Origin of the sequence: Streptomyces sp. NPDC058464, assembly GCF_042721035.1 — a bacterium.
GTDB lineage: Bacteria > Actinomycetota > Actinomycetes > Streptomycetales > Streptomycetaceae > Streptomyces.
In genome coordinates this window covers 337,541-354,598 of the sequence record NZ_JBHXMA010000004.1, presented here as the reverse complement: position 1 = coordinate 354,598, position 17,058 = coordinate 337,541, and the positions used below count along the sequence as shown (strand labels likewise).

General features: G+C 71.0%; 17 protein-coding genes. 14 read left to right on the top strand and 3 right to left on the bottom strand.

Annotation, left to right across the window (positions count from 1 at the left end; translation table 11 throughout):
* Positions 1 to 10: 10 nt before the first annotated feature.
* The gene (locus ACFWPQ_RS08630; RefSeq protein WP_384031304.1) at positions 11 to 2,668 is read right to left on the bottom strand and encodes a DNRLRE domain-containing protein; all 2,658 of its coding nucleotides are present in this window, start codon (positions 2,666 to 2,668) and stop codon (positions 11 to 13) included.
* A gap of 318 nt (positions 2,669 to 2,986) precedes the next feature.
* On the opposite strand from ACFWPQ_RS08630, the gene ACFWPQ_RS08625 reads away from it, so the two are divergent.
* From ACFWPQ_RS08625 to ACFWPQ_RS08560, 14 genes are all read left to right on the top strand, one after another.
* On the top strand, positions 2,987 to 3,298 hold the full coding sequence (locus ACFWPQ_RS08625; RefSeq protein ID WP_384031302.1) for a hypothetical protein: 312 nt from the start codon (positions 2,987 to 2,989) through the stop codon (positions 3,296 to 3,298).
* Positions 3,295 to 3,570 (top strand): hypothetical protein, encoded by a 276-nt coding sequence (locus tag ACFWPQ_RS08620; protein WP_384031301.1) that lies wholly within the window; start codon positions 3,295 to 3,297, stop codon positions 3,568 to 3,570. The genes ACFWPQ_RS08625 and ACFWPQ_RS08620 overlap by 4 nt, the downstream gene beginning before the upstream one ends.
* A 97-nt stretch (positions 3,571 to 3,667) precedes the next feature.
* Entirely contained in the window at positions 3,668 to 4,450 is a 783-nt protein-coding gene (locus ACFWPQ_RS08615) for a VOC family protein (RefSeq protein ID WP_384031299.1), read from the top strand.
* A gap of 129 nt (positions 4,451 to 4,579) precedes the next feature.
* The gene (locus ACFWPQ_RS08610; RefSeq protein WP_384031297.1) at positions 4,580 to 5,473 is read left to right on the top strand and encodes an MBL fold metallo-hydrolase; all 894 of its coding nucleotides are present in this window, start codon (positions 4,580 to 4,582) and stop codon (positions 5,471 to 5,473) included.
* 288 nt (positions 5,474 to 5,761) lie between these two features.
* Positions 5,762 to 6,799 carry a LacI family DNA-binding transcriptional regulator gene (locus ACFWPQ_RS08605; protein WP_384031295.1) on the top strand — a complete coding sequence of 346 codons (1,038 nt, stop codon included), beginning with the start codon at positions 5,762 to 5,764 and terminating at the stop codon, positions 6,797 to 6,799.
* Entirely contained in the window at positions 6,796 to 8,364 is a 1,569-nt protein-coding gene (locus tag ACFWPQ_RS08600; protein ID WP_384031293.1) for a sugar ABC transporter ATP-binding protein, read from the top strand. Before ACFWPQ_RS08605 ends, ACFWPQ_RS08600 begins: the two co-directional genes overlap by 4 nt.
* Positions 8,354 to 10,300, top strand: coding sequence for a substrate-binding domain-containing protein (locus tag ACFWPQ_RS08595; protein ID WP_384031291.1), 1,947 nt, complete (start codon positions 8,354 to 8,356; stop codon positions 10,298 to 10,300). The genes ACFWPQ_RS08600 and ACFWPQ_RS08595 overlap by 11 nt, the downstream gene beginning before the upstream one ends.
* Positions 10,301 to 10,373: 73 nt before the next feature.
* A complete protein-coding gene (locus ACFWPQ_RS08590) occupies positions 10,374 to 11,276 on the top strand; it encodes a ribokinase (RefSeq protein WP_384031289.1) in 903 nt (300 codons plus the stop codon).
* Positions 11,273 to 11,662: a D-ribose pyranase gene (gene rbsD / locus ACFWPQ_RS08585; protein WP_384031287.1), complete on the top strand. Its 390-nt coding sequence runs from the start codon at positions 11,273 to 11,275 to the stop codon at positions 11,660 to 11,662. The genes ACFWPQ_RS08590 and rbsD overlap by 4 nt, the downstream gene beginning before the upstream one ends.
* A gap of 12 nt (positions 11,663 to 11,674) precedes the next feature.
* The gene (locus ACFWPQ_RS08580) at positions 11,675 to 12,622 is read left to right on the top strand and encodes an ArsR/SmtB family transcription factor (protein WP_384031285.1); all 948 of its coding nucleotides are present in this window, start codon (positions 11,675 to 11,677) and stop codon (positions 12,620 to 12,622) included.
* Between the two features lie 285 nt (positions 12,623 to 12,907).
* The gene (locus ACFWPQ_RS08575) at positions 12,908 to 13,432 is read left to right on the top strand and encodes a methylated-DNA--[protein]-cysteine S-methyltransferase (protein ID WP_384031283.1); all 525 of its coding nucleotides are present in this window, start codon (positions 12,908 to 12,910) and stop codon (positions 13,430 to 13,432) included.
* Between the two features lie 46 nt (positions 13,433 to 13,478).
* The gene (locus tag ACFWPQ_RS08570) at positions 13,479 to 13,985 is read left to right on the top strand and encodes an RNA polymerase sigma factor (RefSeq protein ID WP_384031281.1); all 507 of its coding nucleotides are present in this window, start codon (positions 13,479 to 13,481) and stop codon (positions 13,983 to 13,985) included.
* Positions 13,982 to 14,602 (top strand): methylated-DNA--[protein]-cysteine S-methyltransferase, encoded by a 621-nt coding sequence (locus ACFWPQ_RS08565; RefSeq protein ID WP_384031279.1) that lies wholly within the window; start codon positions 13,982 to 13,984, stop codon positions 14,600 to 14,602. Before ACFWPQ_RS08570 ends, ACFWPQ_RS08565 begins: the two co-directional genes overlap by 4 nt.
* Before the next feature lie 123 nt (positions 14,603 to 14,725).
* A complete protein-coding gene (locus tag ACFWPQ_RS08560; RefSeq protein WP_384031277.1) occupies positions 14,726 to 15,043 on the top strand; it encodes a hypothetical protein in 318 nt (105 codons plus the stop codon).
* Positions 15,044 to 15,347: 304 nt separating this feature from the next.
* Here ACFWPQ_RS08560 and ACFWPQ_RS08555 read toward each other — a convergent pair whose 3' ends face one another.
* Both ACFWPQ_RS08555 and ACFWPQ_RS08550 read right to left on the bottom strand, forming a co-directional pair.
* Positions 15,348 to 15,698 (bottom strand): hypothetical protein, encoded by a 351-nt coding sequence (locus ACFWPQ_RS08555; protein ID WP_384031389.1) that lies wholly within the window; start codon positions 15,696 to 15,698, stop codon positions 15,348 to 15,350.
* A 260-nt stretch (positions 15,699 to 15,958) separates the two neighbouring features.
* Positions 15,959 to 17,041: a MerR family transcriptional regulator gene (locus ACFWPQ_RS08550; RefSeq protein WP_384031275.1), complete on the bottom strand. Its 1,083-nt coding sequence runs from the start codon at positions 17,039 to 17,041 to the stop codon at positions 15,959 to 15,961.
* Positions 17,042 to 17,058: the final 17 nt, after the last annotated feature.

Here is a 17,058-nt window from a genome sequence, read left to right as displayed (position 1 = left end):
CGCCGCACGCTCACCGGGTGTGCCCGCTGCTCGTGGTGGTGGCGACGAAGTTGTACGGATGTGAGCCGCCCGGTGCTCCGCCCGTGCCGCAGATATAGCGGTTGGCGTTGAAGGTGTACACCACCGTCGCGTCACTGGAGTAGCCGGTCGAGGCCGACAGGTCCAGGCCGATCGCATCGGAGAGGCTGGCGCCGTCGGTCCAGGTGATGGCGTGGGAGCTGGTGCGGGTGAACTTACTGCCGTTGAGCTGGTAGGCACAGTGCTTGGCGGTGGGGATGTAGGCCGTGCTCGTGTTCGCGCCACCGTAATAGCCCCTGGCGCGCACCTCGTAGTGATGGGTGACCGGGGATCCCCGGCCGGGGCTCTGGCAGGCCACCAGGTACTTGCCGTAGCTGTACTCGGTCTTGTAGTAGACGCCCCTGTTGTTGCCGTAGGTGGGGTATTCCATGGTGATCGAGCTGGACTTGGAGATAGAACCACTGCCGGTGAAGCTGCCGTAGGTGCCTGTGGCGGAGACACCGACGCCCAGCGAACTGTCCGCGCCCTTGCTGTAGGAGAAGGTGTGCTTGACGCCCGAGGTCGCACTGTAGGTCTGGCCGGCGATCACCCATTTCGCGCCCAGCTTCTTCACCAGTGTGCCGTTGCACGCCTTGGCGACGCCCGTGTCGCTCGCGTCGGATTCGGCCGCCGCGGTGTCATCCGCCGCAGAGGCGTTCGCACTGTTCGGATCATCCGTCAGAGACTCGGGTGCCGAACTGCTCTCCTCGTCAACGCCGTTGCTGGCGTCGACAGTGGAGCTTGAATACTCGGAGGTGGACAGCGCGTTGTCCAACACCAGGTCGGCGGCCACTGGGGTGGTGTCAGCGATGGACGTGGTGTCTGTGTCCGAGGTAGCCGCGCCCGCAGTCGCCGCCAGGTACGCCGTAGCGCTCGATGAAGTAACCAGCGTGCGAGGAAAGTTGAACACCGCTTGCCTGCTGCCGGAGTAGGCGACGGTTTCGAAGTTCACCGTGCCGTCCGCCGCGGCCTCCGGAGTCAGCGCGGCAGCGGAGGCCACTCGTAGCGCGTACCCGCCGCTGCTGTCGGAGACCGCCTTCGCGACAGGCTGCAGCTTCACCGAGTCCCCTTCTTCGAGGGCGTCGTCAGACTCGTTGTCCGGCCAGGCGTACAGCACCACGTCCGCACCGGCCGCGAGGTTTCCGTCGGCATCCTTGACCGTACCGCTGCTGACCACTGGAGTGGTGAGGCTCGACGAGTCGGTGATACCCGCGAGCTCGGAGTCCTCGTATGTGATGGTCAGATGCGGTTCCTCGGCATCGTCCCCGGAGACGTAGTTCGCGGAGCGGTAACGCCGCCAGGTCAGGGAATCGGTCTCGTCGACCGCGCGCAGTTGGATGCCGTAGTTGGGGGCGCCGTCCGCCCAGGCCTGCACGATGGCGTCGATGTCCCAATTGCTGTAGGCGGCGGGGCAGGACGAGGAGTAGCCGTGGGCCCCGGTGTTGACCACCTCGCCAGCGCTGGTCACGGTCGGCACCGTGTCCCAGGTGACGGCTGCGGAGTCCCAGTCGGAGGTGACCCGGCGGACCCTGATGCCGGAGCCGGACGTGGAGCAGGTGGACGACCAGTAGGAGTACAGGGACAGATTGGTGTCCACGATGTGCGTCCCGACGATGTCGGAGACGTCGAACTTCAGGTAGGCACGGGCCCGGTGGGTGCCGCCGTCGTACGTGCCCACCCGCAGCTCCTCCGAAGAACGCTGCGAGTCGGTGTAGTTGGGGCTCTCCAGCCAGGTGTCGGTACTGACCGCCAGGGTGGTGGTCGGATCGATGGTCAGCGGATAGCTGACGTCGGCGGAGTCGAGGAAGCTCAAGTCAGGGGTGAGAACGAGGACTTGGCCCTGATCGGTGTTCTCGATCCGAGAGGTGACCGGGGCGTCGTGCGCGGCGAGTCCGGAGGCGGGGTCGACGGCCGAGTCCCACATGTGGGGTGCGGGGGCGTCGGCGACGGTCCTACCGCTCGCGTCGGTCAGCAGCAGATGCCCGGAACCGGTCTGGGAGACCTGCAGGCCCTGGGAGGTGGTGAGCGGCATCCGGATGGTCATGGGGCCGTCGGGCCGTTCGTGGAGTACGACCTGTTCCGAGAAGCCGCCGGGCAGCGCCGTCACCACCAGGTCACCGCCGCCGGGTACCGCGTCGGCGTACGTGGCCGTGTTCCCGTGCAGGGTCGGCACGGGCAGGTCATCCCCGAGGGACAGGGCCAGCGAGGTCCCGTCGTCCGCCACCTTGGCGAAGGGGCCCGCCCCGCCGTCGGAGAGGTTCAGATCCGCCACCGTCGCGCCGGGTGTGACCGCGGCTCCCGTGTCGGCGAGCGTCGTGTCGACGGGCGTCCAGGAACCGCCCTGGCGGACCCGGATCGGCTCCTGGAAGACCTCGGTGGTCAGCGTGCCGTTCGGGTCGGCCCACGTGGTCGAGTCCTCGGTGCGCTTGCTGGTGATCTCGACCCGTTTGCCCTGCTCTTCGGCCTGAGCTCGGGCTGAGGCCGTATCCGAGGCGCCCGGCGAGTCCGTGGCACCGCTGGACGTGTCGTTCGCATCCGCGGCAGCGACCACGGAACCGCCTGGGACAAGCAAGGCGAGTGCGCAGACGAGCGCGGCCGTCCGTGCGGCCATCCGTAGGGTTCTGGAGCATGACAAATAACGCGTGGTACGCATCGAATCCCCCGCCGCCATATCCACCGTGACGGCCGCAAGTGAAGTGGGCACACCAACTCTTGAGCAACACCAAATCCCCACATCTCCAACAGAGTTGACCACCTCTTTGCATGGGCACCGGATCCGTCGAGTACACGATCCATGCGGCGGGCGGGCCGAACTCCGGGACTGCACGACGTCGGCGGCGCCACCGGCGAGTACGCCCCGGTACAGCCTTCTGTACCGGGAGCCGGGGCGCGCACGGCAGTGATCGCGGAGCTCGGAATCGATGTGCTGGTGGCATCGCAGGCATGCCTCCCGAACACCCCTGGTGATCGTCACCACCAGCCCCCGCAACCGGAGGCCGGCACGCCGCTGCGGGCCCGTGTCCGCCGTCCTCCGCCGACCTGGTTCTTCGCCCTGGCCATGGGCATGCGCCGGCCGGCCTGGACGCCGTACATCCTGTCCGGGAACGGGCTGGGGGTGTGGCACTGGACCTTCCCCGGCAGCGCGACCGGGAGTCAACTGCTCGGGGGGCTGCCCGGCGCCTACCTCGGCCCCATCGCGTCGGCGCTGTTCGTCACCGGGAAGACGGCGGGCCCGGCGTGAGCCCCGTGTGGCCGCTGGAGTTCATGGTCACCACGCTCGCCTTCAGCTACGTGATGACCTGGGTCTTCAACCGCTCCGGCGAGAGCATGCCGCTGGTCATGCTGCTGCACACCAGCGTCAACAACTACTTCTCCGTGGCCTGGACCGACCTGTTCCCGCACGGCACGGTCGAGAACACCACCCACGCCTTCCTGCTCGCCTCGGTACTGGCGGCGGCCGTCGTCCTGGTGGTGACCCGGGGGCGGCTGGGGCTCGCGGCCACTCCCGGGTGAGCCGAGCGTAAAACTCCGGCCGTTCGGGTGGCGGGAAAGGAGCGGGGCGGTGAAGGTGGGCGGCGGGGAACTTCTTCGCGCGCAGGGAGAAATGCACATGCCCGAGATCACCACTCCGTACCCGGCCGGCACCCCGTGCTGGGTCGATCTGATGGCGCAGGACCAGCAGGCGGCGCTGGACTTCTACCGTGACCTGTTCGGCTGGCAGGGCGAGGTCGGCGGGGCCGACTTCGGCGGGTACGCGGTCTGCACGCTGCAGGGCAAGCCGGTGGCCGGCATCGGCTCGGCCATGGCACCCGAGGGGCAGCCGGAGCCGCCGACGGTGTGGACCACCTACCTGGCCAGCACCGATGCGCAGGCCACCCAGGACACCATCATCTCGGCGGGCGGCACCCTGATCGCCCCGGTGATGGACGTCGGCGACATCGGCCGGATGCTGATCGCCGCCGACCCGCAGGGCGCGGTGTTCGGGGTGTGGCAGCCGGGCGAGTTCCACGGCGCCGGGATCGTCAACGAGCCGGGCGCGCTGATCTGGAACGAGCTGAACACCACCGACGTACCCGCCGCCACCGGCTTCTACGGCGAGTGCTTCGGGATCGAGATCCAGCCGATGGAGGGCGCCGGCGGGAACTACTGGTCGCTGAACGTCGGCAACCGCGGCGTCGGCGGCGCCGCCCGGCTCGGCGACGACCGTCCCGGCGTCCCGCCGCACTGGCTCACCTACTTCGCGGTCGACGACGTCGACTCCACGGTGGACGCCCTGGTCAAGCGCAACGGCACGGTCTTCGCACCGCCGTTCGAGATGATGGCCGGCCGCATGTCCGTGGTCGCCGACCCGCAGGGCGCGACCTTCGCGGTGTTCAAGCCGAAGGAGATGTGAGCCGACCGCAGAGCAGCGACAGAGCAGCTCCTCGCCGTAACCACCAGGTCCTGACCCCCTTCCGCTTTCCGTACGGCCCCGGATACCCCTGAGACGACCGGCAGTACGGGAACGGAAGGGGACGGGGTCATGGGAACCGGACAGGCCGGGCACGGCTGGCGGGTGGACGGGCGCTGCACGAACTGCGATGTGTCGCGGCAGCTCGCCCCGGGGCTCGTCGGGGAGGTGCAGGGACACTCGGCCGTGCTGCGCCAGCCGCGCGACACGGCGGAGGCGGACCGGTTGCACGCGGCGGCGCACGCCTGCCCCACCCGCTCCGTCCGTCCCCCGGGCGGGCGGCTCGACCCGGCACGGGACCCGTTCCCGATGGCCCTGGACGACGCCGGCACGGTACAGCTGTGCGGGCACAACTCCCCGCACACCGCCGGCGCCAACTCCTACCTCCTGCGCCGCCCCGACGGCACGTCGATGATGATCGACACCCCACGCTGGAGCCCGGCGCTCGCCGCCCGGTACGAGGCGCCGGGTCCCGTCACCGACGTACTCCTCACCCACCGCGACCACGCCGCACACGGCCGCCGCTACGCCGACCGCTTCGGCGCCCGCCTCTGGATCCACGAGGGCGATCTCGACGCCGCCCCGGACGCCGACCGGGTGCTGCGCGGCACCGAGCCGGCCGAGATCGCCGACGGTGTCCTCGCCCTCCCCTGCCCCGGGCACACCCGGGGCAGCGTGCTCTACCTGGCCGACGAGCGGTACTGCTTCAGCGGCGACAGCTTCTACTGGTCGCGTACGACGGCGGACGTCGAGGTGGTCGACAGCATCACCTGGTACTCCATCCGGGAACTGGCCGCCTCGCTGACCCGGGCCGCCGACCTGCTGCGCTTCGAGTGGCTGCTACCCGGGCACGGCGACCGCCGCCGCCTGCCCCCGGACGACATGGCCGCCCGCATCCACCGACTGGCATCCCGCACCCGCGCCCTCCGGCCCCGGCCGGTCGACTTCGGGGCGGTGCGGTGGTGACGGCCGGGGGTCGGCCCGCGGCCCGCCTGCGGCGCACCAGGCCCCGGACGTAGGTCAGCAGGAACACCAGGTAGACGACGGCGACCGTGACCGCCCAGGCGGTGGAGAGTCCACAGGTCAGGCCGCGCGTGGGCCGGTCCTCTCCGGTTCCCCCCTCGGTCACGATTGGGTTTCGGCCGCCTCCGGGCTCTTGCCCGGCGCCCGTGTAATCGATTCCAATCCTCGGTACACGCAACCGTGTAATCGATTCCACGCGGTGCACGAGTTCCACGAGGAGGTGGAGCGGCGATGGCGAGCATCAAGGACGTCGCCGCCGAGGCGGGCGTTTCCGTCGCCACGGTGTCCCGGGTCCTGAACGACCATCCGTCGGTCAGCGACGACGCCCGTACCCGCGTACGGGCCGCCGTCGCGGCGCTGGGCTACCGCCCGAACGCCGTCGCCCGCTCCCTGCGCACCGACCAGACCCGCACCCTCGGCCTGGTCATCAGCGACGTGATGAACCCCTACTTCACCGAGCTGGCCCGCTCGGTCGAGGAGGCGGCCCGTGCCCTCGGCTACAGCGTCATCATCGGCAACGCCGACGAGCGGCCGGAACTGCAGGACCACCACGTACGGACGCTGCTCGACCGGCGGATCGACGGACTGCTGGTCTCCCCCACCGACGGCGGCTCGCCGCTGATGCTGGAGGCCGCGCGGGCCGGGACGCCCATGGTCTTCGTCGACCGGTGGATCCCGGGCGTCGACGTCCCGGTGGTGCGGGCGGACGGGCGGGCCGCCATCCGCGATCTCGTCGCCCACCTGTGCGGGCTGGGGCACCGGCGGGTCGCGATCATCGCGGGCCCGGCGGCCACCACCACCGGCAGTGAGCGTGTCCAGGCCTTCCGCGAGGCCCTCGCCGAGTACGGCGTCCCCCTCCCCGACGCCTACATAGGCCAGGGCGACTTCCAGGCCGAGAGCGGGCGGCGGGTCACGGAGGGGTTCCTCGACCTGCCCGAGCCGCCCGAGGTCGTGTTCGCCACGGACAACCTGATGGCGCTGGGTGCGCTGGACGCGGTGCGGGCGCGGGGGCTCCGGGTGCCATGTGACATAGCACTGGCCGCCTTCGACGACATCCCCTGGTTCGTCCACACCGACCCGCCCATCACCGCCATCGCCCAGCCCACCGGCGAGCTCGGCCGTGCCGCCGTACGCGCGCTGGTCGACCGGATCGAGGGCCGGCCCCCGCAGTCCGTCACCCTCCCCGCCCGGCTCGTCGTCCGCCGCTCGTGCGGCGAGAACCCCGAGCCCCCGCACTCCCTCTCCCCTGTGCAAAGGAGCACGTCGTGAGCGACCCGGACGAGTTGCTGCGCATCGAGGGCATACGCAAGTCCTTCCCCGGCGTGGTCGCGCTCGACGGCGTCGACTTCGATCTGCGCCGGGGCGAGGTGCACGTGCTCCTCGGTGAGAACGGCGCGGGCAAGAGCACCCTCATCAAGATGCTCTCCGGCGCCTACACCCCCGACGCGGGGCGGATCCTGGCCGACGGCGAGGAGGTGCGCATCCACGGTGCGCAGGACTCCGAGCGGCTCGGGATCGCCACCATCTACCAGGAGTTCAACCTCGTCCCCGATCTCACGGTCGCCGAGAACATCTTCCTGGGGCGGCAGCCGCGCCGTTTCGGGATGATCGACCGGAAGCGGATGGAGGCCGACGCGGAGGTCCTGCTGGAGCGGGTCGGCGTGCACGTGTCGCCTCGCGCACGGGTCCGTGAACTCGGCATCGCCCGCCTCCAGATGGTGGAGATCGCCAAGGCGCTCAGCCTGGACGCGCGCGTGCTCGTCATGGACGAGCCGACCGCCGTGCTCACCTCGGAGGAGGTGGAGAAACTCTTCGCGATCGTGCGGCAGTTGCGGGCCGACGGGGTGGGGATCGTCTTCATCACGCACCACCTGGAGGAGATCGCCGCGCTCGGGGACCGGGTGACGGTGATCCGGGACGGGAAGAGCGTGGGCCAGGTGCCCGCCACCACCCCGCAGGACGAGCTGGTACGGCTCATGGTCGGACGCTCCATCGAGCAGCAGTACCCGAGGGAGCGGGGAGAGACCGGCGCCGCGCTGCTCTCCGTCCAGGGGCTGACCCGGGACGGCGTCTTCCACGACGTGAGCTTCGAGGTGCACGCCGGGGAGGTCGTCGGCATCGCGGGGCTGGTGGGTGCGGGCCGTACAGAGGTCGTACGGGCCGTCTTCGGGGCCGATCCGTACGACAAGGGGGCCGTGAAGGTCTCCGGTTCGGCCCTGCGGCGGCACGACGTGAACGCGGCGATGGCCGCCGGGATCGGGCTCGTCCCGGAGGACCGCAAGGGGCAGGGGCTGGTGCTGGACGCCTCCGTGGAGGAGAACCTCGGGCTGGTGACGCTGCGGAAGGCGACCCGGGCCGGGATCGTCGACCTCAAGGGGCAGCGCGTCGCCGCCGAGCGGATCGCCGGGCAGCTGGGCGTGCGGATGGCCGGGCTCGGTCAGCACGTGCGCACGCTCTCCGGCGGCAACCAGCAGAAGGTCGTCATCGGCAAGTGGCTGCTCGCCGACACCAAGGTGCTGATCCTCGACGAGCCGACGCGCGGTATCGACGTCGGCGCCAAGGTCGAGATCTACCAGCTGGTCAACGAGCTGACGGCCGCCGGAGCCGCCGTGCTGATGATCTCCAGCGACCTGCCCGAGGTGCTCGGGATGAGCGACCGGGTGCTGGTCATGGCCCAGGGCCGGATCGCGGGCGAGCTGACCGCGGACGAGGCCACCCAGGACGCCGTCATGTCCCTGGCCGTAAGCACCCCGGCCGCCCCGGCCACCCCCGCCGCCCCGACGGCCCCCGCCACCCCCACCACAACCGACAAGGAGGCCGGACGTGGCCACTGACACGCTCAAGAACAGCAGCACGGGCGCCGGTGGCGCCGCGGCCGTGCGCCGGCTGCTCCTCGACAACGGCGCGCTCACCGCGCTGATCGTTCTCGTCATCGCCATGTCGGCGCTGTCCGGGGACTTCCTCACCACCGACAACCTGCTCAACGTCGGCGTCCAGGCGGCCGTGACGGCCATCCTCGCCTTCGGTGCGACCTTCGTGATCGTCGCGGCGGGCATCGACCTGTCGGTCGGTTCGGTGGCGGCCCTGTCGGCCACCGTGCTGGCGTGGACCGCCACTTCGCACGGGGTGCCGGTGTTCCTGGCCGTCGTCCTCGCCGTCGCCACCGGCATCGCGGCCGGTCTCGTCAACGGCTTCCTCATCGCGTACGGCAAGCTGCCGCCGTTCATCGCGACGCTGGCGATGCTGTCGGTGGGCCGCGGTCTGGCGCTGGTGATCTCCGGCGGCTCCCCCATCGCCTTCCCCGACTCGGTCTCGCACCTCGGCGACACCCTCGGCGGCTGGCTGCCGGTGCCGGTGCTGGTCATGGTCCTCATGGGGCTGATCGCGGCCTTCGTCCTCGGCCGGACGTACATCGGGCGCTCGATGTACGCGATCGGCGGCAACGAGGAGGCCGCCCGGCTCTCCGGGCTGCGGGTGAACAAGCAGAAGCTCGCCATCTACGCCCTGTCGGGGCTGTTCGCGGCCGTCGCCGGCATCGTGCTGGCCGCCCGGCTCTCCTCGGCGCAGCCGCAGGCCGCCAACGGCTACGAACTGGACGCCATCGCGGCCGTCGTGATCGGCGGCGCCTCGCTGGCCGGGGGCACCGGCAAGGCGTCCGGAACGCTGATCGGCGCGCTGATCCTCGCGGTGCTGCGCAACGGCCTCAACCTGCTCAACGTGTCGGCGTTCTGGCAGCAGGTCGTCATCGGTGTCGTCATCGCGCTGGCCGTGCTCCTGGACACCGTGCGCCGCAAGGCCGGGGCCGGTTCGGTGGTCACCGGCGGGGGCGGTGGCAAGGGCAGGCAGGCCGGGACGTACGCGCTCGCGGCCGTGGTCACCGTGGCCCTGGTCGCCGCGACCTCCCTCCTGCACACCGGTTCCTCCTCCGCCAACCCGAAGATCGGCCTGTCCCTGTCCACCCTCAACAACCCCTTCTTCGTGCAGATCCGGGCCGGTGCCCAGGCCGAGGCGAAGAAGCTGGGCGTGGACCTGACCGTCACGGACGCCCAGAACGACGCCTCGCAGCAGGCCAACCAGCTGCAGAACTTCACCAGTTCGGGACTGGGCGCGATCATCGTCAACCCGGTCGACTCGGACGCGGCGAGCAACTCCGTGAAGGCCGCCGACAAGGCCGGCATCCCGGTGGTCGCCGTCGACCGGGGCGTCAACAACGCCACGACGGCGACCCTGGTCGCCTCCGACAACGTCGCCGGCGGCGAGCTGGCCGCGAAGACGATCGCCGAGAAGCTGGGCGGCCAGGGCAAGATCGTGATCCTGCAGGGCCAGGCCGGCACCTCCGCCGCCCGGGAGCGCGCGCAGGGCTTCGCCGACGGCCTGAAGGCCTACCCCGGCATCCAGGTGGTGGCCCAGCAGCCCGCCGACTTCGACCGCACCAAGGGCCTCGACGTGATGTCGAACCTGCTCCAGGCCCACCCGGACGTCCAGGGCGTCATCGCCGCCAACGACGAGATGGCCCTCGGCGCGATCAAGGCGCTGGGTTCCAAGGCCGGTTCGTCGGTGTCGGTGGTCGGCTTCGACGGCACCCCGGACGGCCTGACCGCCGTGAAGAACGGCACGCTGTACGCATCGGTGGCCCAGCAGCCCAGCCAGCTCGGGAGGATCGCCGTGGACAACGCCCTCAAGGCGGTGAAGGACCAGAAGATCCCGTCGGCGATCAAGGTCCCGGTGAAGGTGGTCACGAAGGACAACGTGGCCGGGTTCACGGGCTGAGACACCAGGGAGGCGGCCGGGCGCTTGAATGGAGCCCCGGCCGCCTCGACCCATTTGTTTAGGGAGTCACGTGATGTACGACTACGACCTGCTGGTCGTCGGCTCGGCCAACGCCGACCTGGTGATCGGGGTCGAGCGGCGCCCTGCCGCCGGTGAGACCGTGCTCGGCGGCGACCTCGCCACCCACCCCGGCGGCAAGGGCGCCAACCAGGCGGTCGCGGCCGCCCGGCTCGGTGCCCGTACCGCGCTGCTGGCCCGGGTCGGCGACGACACGCACGGCAGACTGCTGCTCGACTCGCAGCGGGCGGCCGGTGTGGACACGGTGGGCGTGCTGGTGGGCGGGGCGCCGACGGGCGTCGCGCTGATCACCGTGGACCCCTCGGGCGACAACAGCATCGTGGTGTCCCCGGGCGCGAACGGCCGTCTCGCACCGGAGGACGTACGGGCCGCGGGCAGCCTCTTCCACGCCTCCCGGGTCGTCTCCACCCAGCTGGAGATCCCGCTGGAGACGGTGCTGGAGGTCGTCCGGAACCTGGCCCCCGACAGCCGTTTCGTCCTCAACCCGTCCCCGCCGCGCCCCCTCCCCGGTGAGGTCCTGGCGGCCTGCGACCCGCTGATCGTGAACGAGCACGAGGCGAAGGTGCTCCTCGGCGCGGCATGCGTGAGCGAGGAACCGGCCGACTGGGCGCGGCTCCTGCTCGCCAAGGGCCCGAAGTCGGTGGTCGTGACCCTGGGCGCGGAGGGTGCGCTGGTGGCCGACGGCCACGGGGTCGTGCCGGTGCCGTCCGTGAAGGTGGACGCGGTGGACACCACGGGCGCCGGGGACGCGTTCACGGCTGCCCTCGCGGTACGGCTCGGCGGGGGCGCCGGCCTCGCGGAGGCGGCGGCGTACGCGGCCCGGGTCGGGGCTGCGGCGGTGACGAAGCGGGGTGCGCAGGAGTCGTACCCGACGGCGGCGGAGGTCGAAGCGCTGTGAGGAGGGCGGGCATCCTCAACCGTCATCTCGCGGGCGCGCTCGCCGAGTTGGGGCACGGGCACGGGGTGCTGGTCTGCGACGCCGGGATGCCGATCCCGCAGGGCCCACGGGTCGTGGACCTCGCCTTCCGGGCCGGGGTGCCGTCCTTCGCGGAGGTGCTGGACGGGCTGCTGGCGGAGCTGGTCGTGGAGGGCGCGACGGCCGCGACGGAGCTACGCGAGGCCAACCCGGCCGCCGCCGAGCTGCTGGACGACCGCTTCCCCGACCTGGCCCTGGTCCCGCACGAACGGCTGAAGGAGCTGTCGTGGGGCGCCCACCTGGTGGTCCGCACGGGCGAGGCCCGGCCGTACGCGAACGTGCTGCTGCGGTGCGGGGTGTTCTTCTAGGAGTCCGCCCCAGTGGGGAGCAGCACGGATTGGCGGGTCGCGCTGTGGGAGATCGCGGTCAGTCTGCACCGGCTCCAGACCCGCGAGGGCCGCTGGGCCTACGCGCCCTGGTTCCGTACCGCACGTGCCGCGTTGCGCCAGGACGGGCTCGAACGGACGGTGCGGACCTTCCTGCTGCCGCTCTTCCCGCTCGCCAGCTACTTCCCCGACTTCCTGACGCCACCGGAGGGCACCCAAGGACTGGACGCCGGACTGGACGCCGTCCTGGCGACGCCGCGGGAGCGGATCGCGGGCGAGGTCGGCAAGCTCACCCGAGCTGTCGGTGCCCCGGCCTGGGCAGGCCGGCTCACCGAGCGGGACATGCGCGAACAACTCGTGGGCGCCTTGCGCGCCTACCACTGTGCCGTGATCGCGCCGCACGAGGAGGTCATCCAGGAACGGCTGCACGCCGAGCGGGCCCGGCACGCCCACACCCTGTTCCACGCCGGGACCGAGGGCCTGCTCACCGGACTCGGCCCCACGATCCACTGGCGGCCACCGGTCCTGGAGATCGATCCGTATCCGGCCCACCGCGACGTCCACCTCGACGGGCAGGGGCTGCTCCTGATCCCCTCCCACTTCTGCTGGCACGCCCCCATCGCCCTGGCCGACCCCGGCCTCCCGCCCGTGCTGCTCTACCCCCTCCACCACCTGCCGGCGATGACCCCGCAGGCCGGCTCCCCACCGCTGAACGCGCTGCTCGGCCCCACCCGCGCCGCCATCCTGAGGGCCAGCGCGACCGGCTCCACCACCACCGAGGCCGCCCGCCGGGCCGGTGTGACGCCTACGACGGCAAGCCATCACACGGCCGTACTGCGGGACGCGGGCCTGATCACCAGCCACCGCCACGCCAACACCGTGCTGCACACCCTGACCCCACTCGGAGCCGCCCTGCTGCGAACCGGACCCGGCGGCCAGTGACCCTCGTGCGGCGGCCGCCGGGGCCGGCCGCGCCGCGCTGGGGCTGGGCATGCTTCGAGGGGGCCCGGTCCGTCGACCGAACCCCCTCGGCTTACCCCCTCCGTATCAGAACCCCCGTAGATCCCCCCGGATCCCCCTCCGAAAGCCCTGATGCCAAGTACGACCGGCAGGATGGGGAGAGGGTTGTACGGCACTCCAAGATTTTTCCGGCAGGACGCGTCTCACGTTTCCGGCCGCTCGCGCGTCTTCTTTCCGGCACAGGTAGCACTCGCGGAGGAGACCGGGATGGATACGCGCCACGCGCTGGTGGAGACGGTGCTGGGTGGGCTCACGCTCGTCGCCGGCAAGGCCGCCGGCGGTGACGCGCTGGTGGGGCTGTACTTTCCGCGCTACCGGTACACGCCCCCCGCGTGGTCCCTGGGGCGCCGCGTCGACGCACCGGCGGATCCGGTCCTGGCGCAGGCGGCGAGCGAGCTGAGCGAGTACTTCGCCGGGCGCCGACGCGTGTTCGGGGTTCCGGCCGTGACGGACGGTGACGAGTTTCAGGAGCGGGTGTGGGCGCTGCTTCGGGAGATTCCGTTCGGTGAGCGGATCACCTACGGCGACATCGCCGTCGAACTGGGGGACAAGACGCTCGCGCAGCCCGTGGGGCAGGCGGTGGGGCGCAATCCGGTGAGTATCGTCATCCCCTGTCACCGGGTGGTGGGCGCCGGCGGGAAGCTCACGGGGTTCGGTGGCGGGCTGGCGCGCAAGCAGGCTCTGCTGGAGCTTGAGGAGCCGACCGAAGTGAAGGCGGGAAGGCTGTTCTGAGCCGCGACCTCACGTCGTTCCGACGGGGGTGCACGCTTACCGGCCGATGAGCATGAAGCAACCTTTCGATGTGGTCGTGCAGCAGCACGGGCCGACGGTGCTGCGCGTGTGCCGGGCCGTTCTGGGGCCCCACGCCGACGCCGACGACGCCTGGTCCGAGACGTTCCTCGCCGCGCTGGAGGCCTGGCCGGGGCTGCCGGACGACGTCAACGTGGAGGCGTGGCTGGTACGCGCCGCGCACCGCAAGGCCATCGACGTGACCCGTCGGCGGCAGCGCCACGCCGTCCCCACCGACGAGCTTCCCGAACGGGCCTCGCCGCTCAGCCGCCCGGACGAGAACCACTTCGAAGCCTGGGCGGCCGTGAAGGCACTGCCGTTGAGGCAACGGCAGGCGGTCGCGTACCACTATCTCGGCGGGCTCCCCTACGCCGAGGTGGCCGAACTGATCGGGGGCACCACGGATGCGGCACGCCGCGCCGCGTCCGACGGCATCAGAGCACTGCGGCGCCACCACTTGTTCGCGGGCGAGACCTGGGAAGGAGAGCTCCGATGAGCAGCACCGACGGTTCGGGCATCAGCGCACTCACCGCCGTGACGGGCAGCACCGTCGAGCATCTGGCCGAGCTCCGGGCCCGGCTGACCGCCCGGGCCGAGCAGGCGGGCATGGTCGATGTCGCCTACCGCACCATCGACACCCCCGTCGGAGCGCTGCTGCTGGCCGCGACCGACCAGGGCCTGGTCCGCGTGGCCTACGCGAGGGAGGGTTTCGACGACGTCCTCGGCGTCCTCGCGGCGAAGATCAGCCCGCGCGTCCTGCACGCTCCGGTGCGCCTGGACGAGACGGCCCGGCAGATCGAGCAGTACTTCGCCGGCACCCGGCACGCCTTCGACGTGCGGCTGGACCACCGGCTGTCGTCCGGGTTCCGGGAGACCGTGCAGTTGCTGCTCCCGCGCATCGAGTACGGGCACACGCTGAGCTACAAGCAGGTGGCCGAGATGGCGGGCAGCCCGAAGGCGGTCCGCGCCGTCGGGACCGCCTGCGCGACCAACCCGCTCCCCGTCGTCGTGCCCTGCCACCGGGTGCTGCGCACCGACGGCGGCCTGGGCGGGTATGTCGGAGGACTGGCCGCGAAGACCCTCCTGCTCGACCTGGAGAAGGAGGCCGCATGACGAACCTCCGCAGCACCCCGATCTCACCTCCCTCGTCTCTCCTCCCGCATCCCCCGTCTCACGTTCGGGGGCGCTGGGACGTCTTCCCTTCAGGACCGAGATCCGGTCCGTAAGGAGACGACGATGTCCGACATCCGCACCCAGCAGGAGCGCGCCGAGCAGTTCCGCAGCCTGCACGACGACTTCCTCGTGCTGCCCAACGCACTCGGCACCGTCGCGCGCGAGACCGGACTGAAGATCAACGCCATGTGGCTGCCCGGCGCACCCGCGCCCGAAGAGCTCCGCGACGCCGGTGTCTCCCGGTACTCCGCCGGCACGGCGATCGCCCAGGTCGCCTACACCGGCGCCTTCGATGCGGCCCGCTCGTTCCTCGCCGGTCTGTACACGCCGATGGTCGGCGCCATCGACTACTTCGCGTTCAACGACAAGTTCGCGAAGTGACCCGACCGGGGTGGGCGGTCAACGCCCGCGGCCGCCCACCCCATCCTCGGTCGAACCCCGCACCCCGAACCCCGAACCCCGCGCCCCGCGCCCCGCATCGCCCCGGCTGCCGTGAGCGTGCCAATTAACCACAATCTAAGAAAGCCGTGAGGACAGGTGACCCATAGGATCCATAGGATTCGGCGAGCGCGCAGGCGCCCCGACGACACCTGCCCCACCCCGGATCGGACGGGGTGGGGCAGGATCTCAGGGCAGCCGGTCAGGGGAAACCGGCGCGTTCAGCCGCGGCACGCCGCGGACGGATTCAGCGGACCGTGACGGACACGTTCTTGGAGACGGTGCTGCCGTCCTTGACCCGCAGGACCTCGACGCCCTTCTTGTCGAACTTGTCGGTGAGCTTGTAGGCCGCCTTGGAGACCTTCGCCGTCGCGGGCAGCGAGACCCACTTCGAGCCGTCCTTGACCTGAAGGGTCACCTTGCTGCCCTCCTTGAGGCCGTCGGCCTGGCCGGTGAAGGTGACGACATCGCCCGACTTGACGGTGCTCTTGCTCGCCTTGAGGGTGATCGAGGAGGCCGGGGCCGGGGCGGCGACGGCGGCGGTGGCACCGGCGGCGACGAGTGCGGCAGAGGCCACGGCAACGGCGGCGATACGCATGTTCACAGAGAACTCCTTGGTTTTTAATTACCTTTTCCAGCCGCAATGTTGGGCCATTTGCTCGCCCCTTGCGGCCGACTCGAATCCTATAGACACGGCCTGGCCGGACCCGGTTCCAGGCGATCGAAAAAAACCTGAACTGACAGGTGAGCCACAGCAAATGTGAAACACGGAAATCGCTGAGCAGCGGATATAAGGAAAACCTGTGTGAAGAACTCCTCACACAGGTTCTGGCTGCCTGCGGCAGCGTGAACGCACCGTCAGTTCTCCAACCTGACCGGCATCAGGAGCGAGAAGGCCTCCTCGCTCTCGGGCCGGCGGATCACGATCGGCGCCGTGGGCGCGCCGAACTCCAGAATCAGCCGGTCACGGGCCCCGGCGGCCAGCGCGGCCAGCAGGAACTCACGGTTGACGGCGACGCGGTCCGGGCCTTCGCCGACATCGGCTCCGTCGGCATCGGCGCAGAGGGTGACCGTGCCGCCGTCCGCCACCCCGAGCACGCTGAGGTCGGGCTCCCCGGCCTCCCCGGAGCGGACCGGACCCGTCTCCAGAGCGTGCCGGAAGGCCGCCACCTCGACGACGGTGCGGCGTCCGCCGGCCCGGGGCAGGAGCCGGCGGTAGTCGGGGAAGTCGTGGTCGAGGCACCGGCCGGCCGCCTGCCGGTCCCCGGCCTCCAGGGTCACACGGTCACCGTCGAGAGAGAGCCGCACAGGCCCCTCACCGTCCAACAGCGCACGCATCGCGTCGGCGAGCGGAGTAGGCACGATGACCTGCACCCGACCCCCGTCGTGCCCGGCGACACCGGCCCGCGCGCACGCCATCCGGTACCGGTCGGTGGCCACGGCACGAAGACTCTCGCCCTCGATGTCGAACAGAACCCCGCCGAGCATCGGCAGCTCGGGGTCGGTGCTCGCCGCGAAACGGACCGCGTCCAGCGCGGCTGCCAGCTCCGGTGCGGCGACGGACAGGCGGACGGGGGCACTGCGGAACGAGGTCATGGCATTCTCCCGGTGATCGAGTAGCGCTCGGAGCGCGGAGAACTCGGCGCGGGCATCGGACAGCCCCTGTTCGAGACGGCACAGGTGTGCCGTGAGCAGCTTCCGGACCAGACCGGTGTCCGGGCCGCACCAGCCGGCCAGCACCAGCCGGATGTCCGCCAGCGGCATCCCGGCCCGGCGCAGGCGGGCCAGCACCCGGGCCTCCTCCACCTGCCCAGGGTCGTACCACCGGTATCCGCTCACCGGATCCACCCAGGCAGGCACCAGCACACCGGCCCGGTCGTAGAACCGCAGGGCACTCACCCCCAGCCCGCTGTCACGGGCCGTCTCCCCGATGCTGCGCATGTCGTTCTCCACACCCG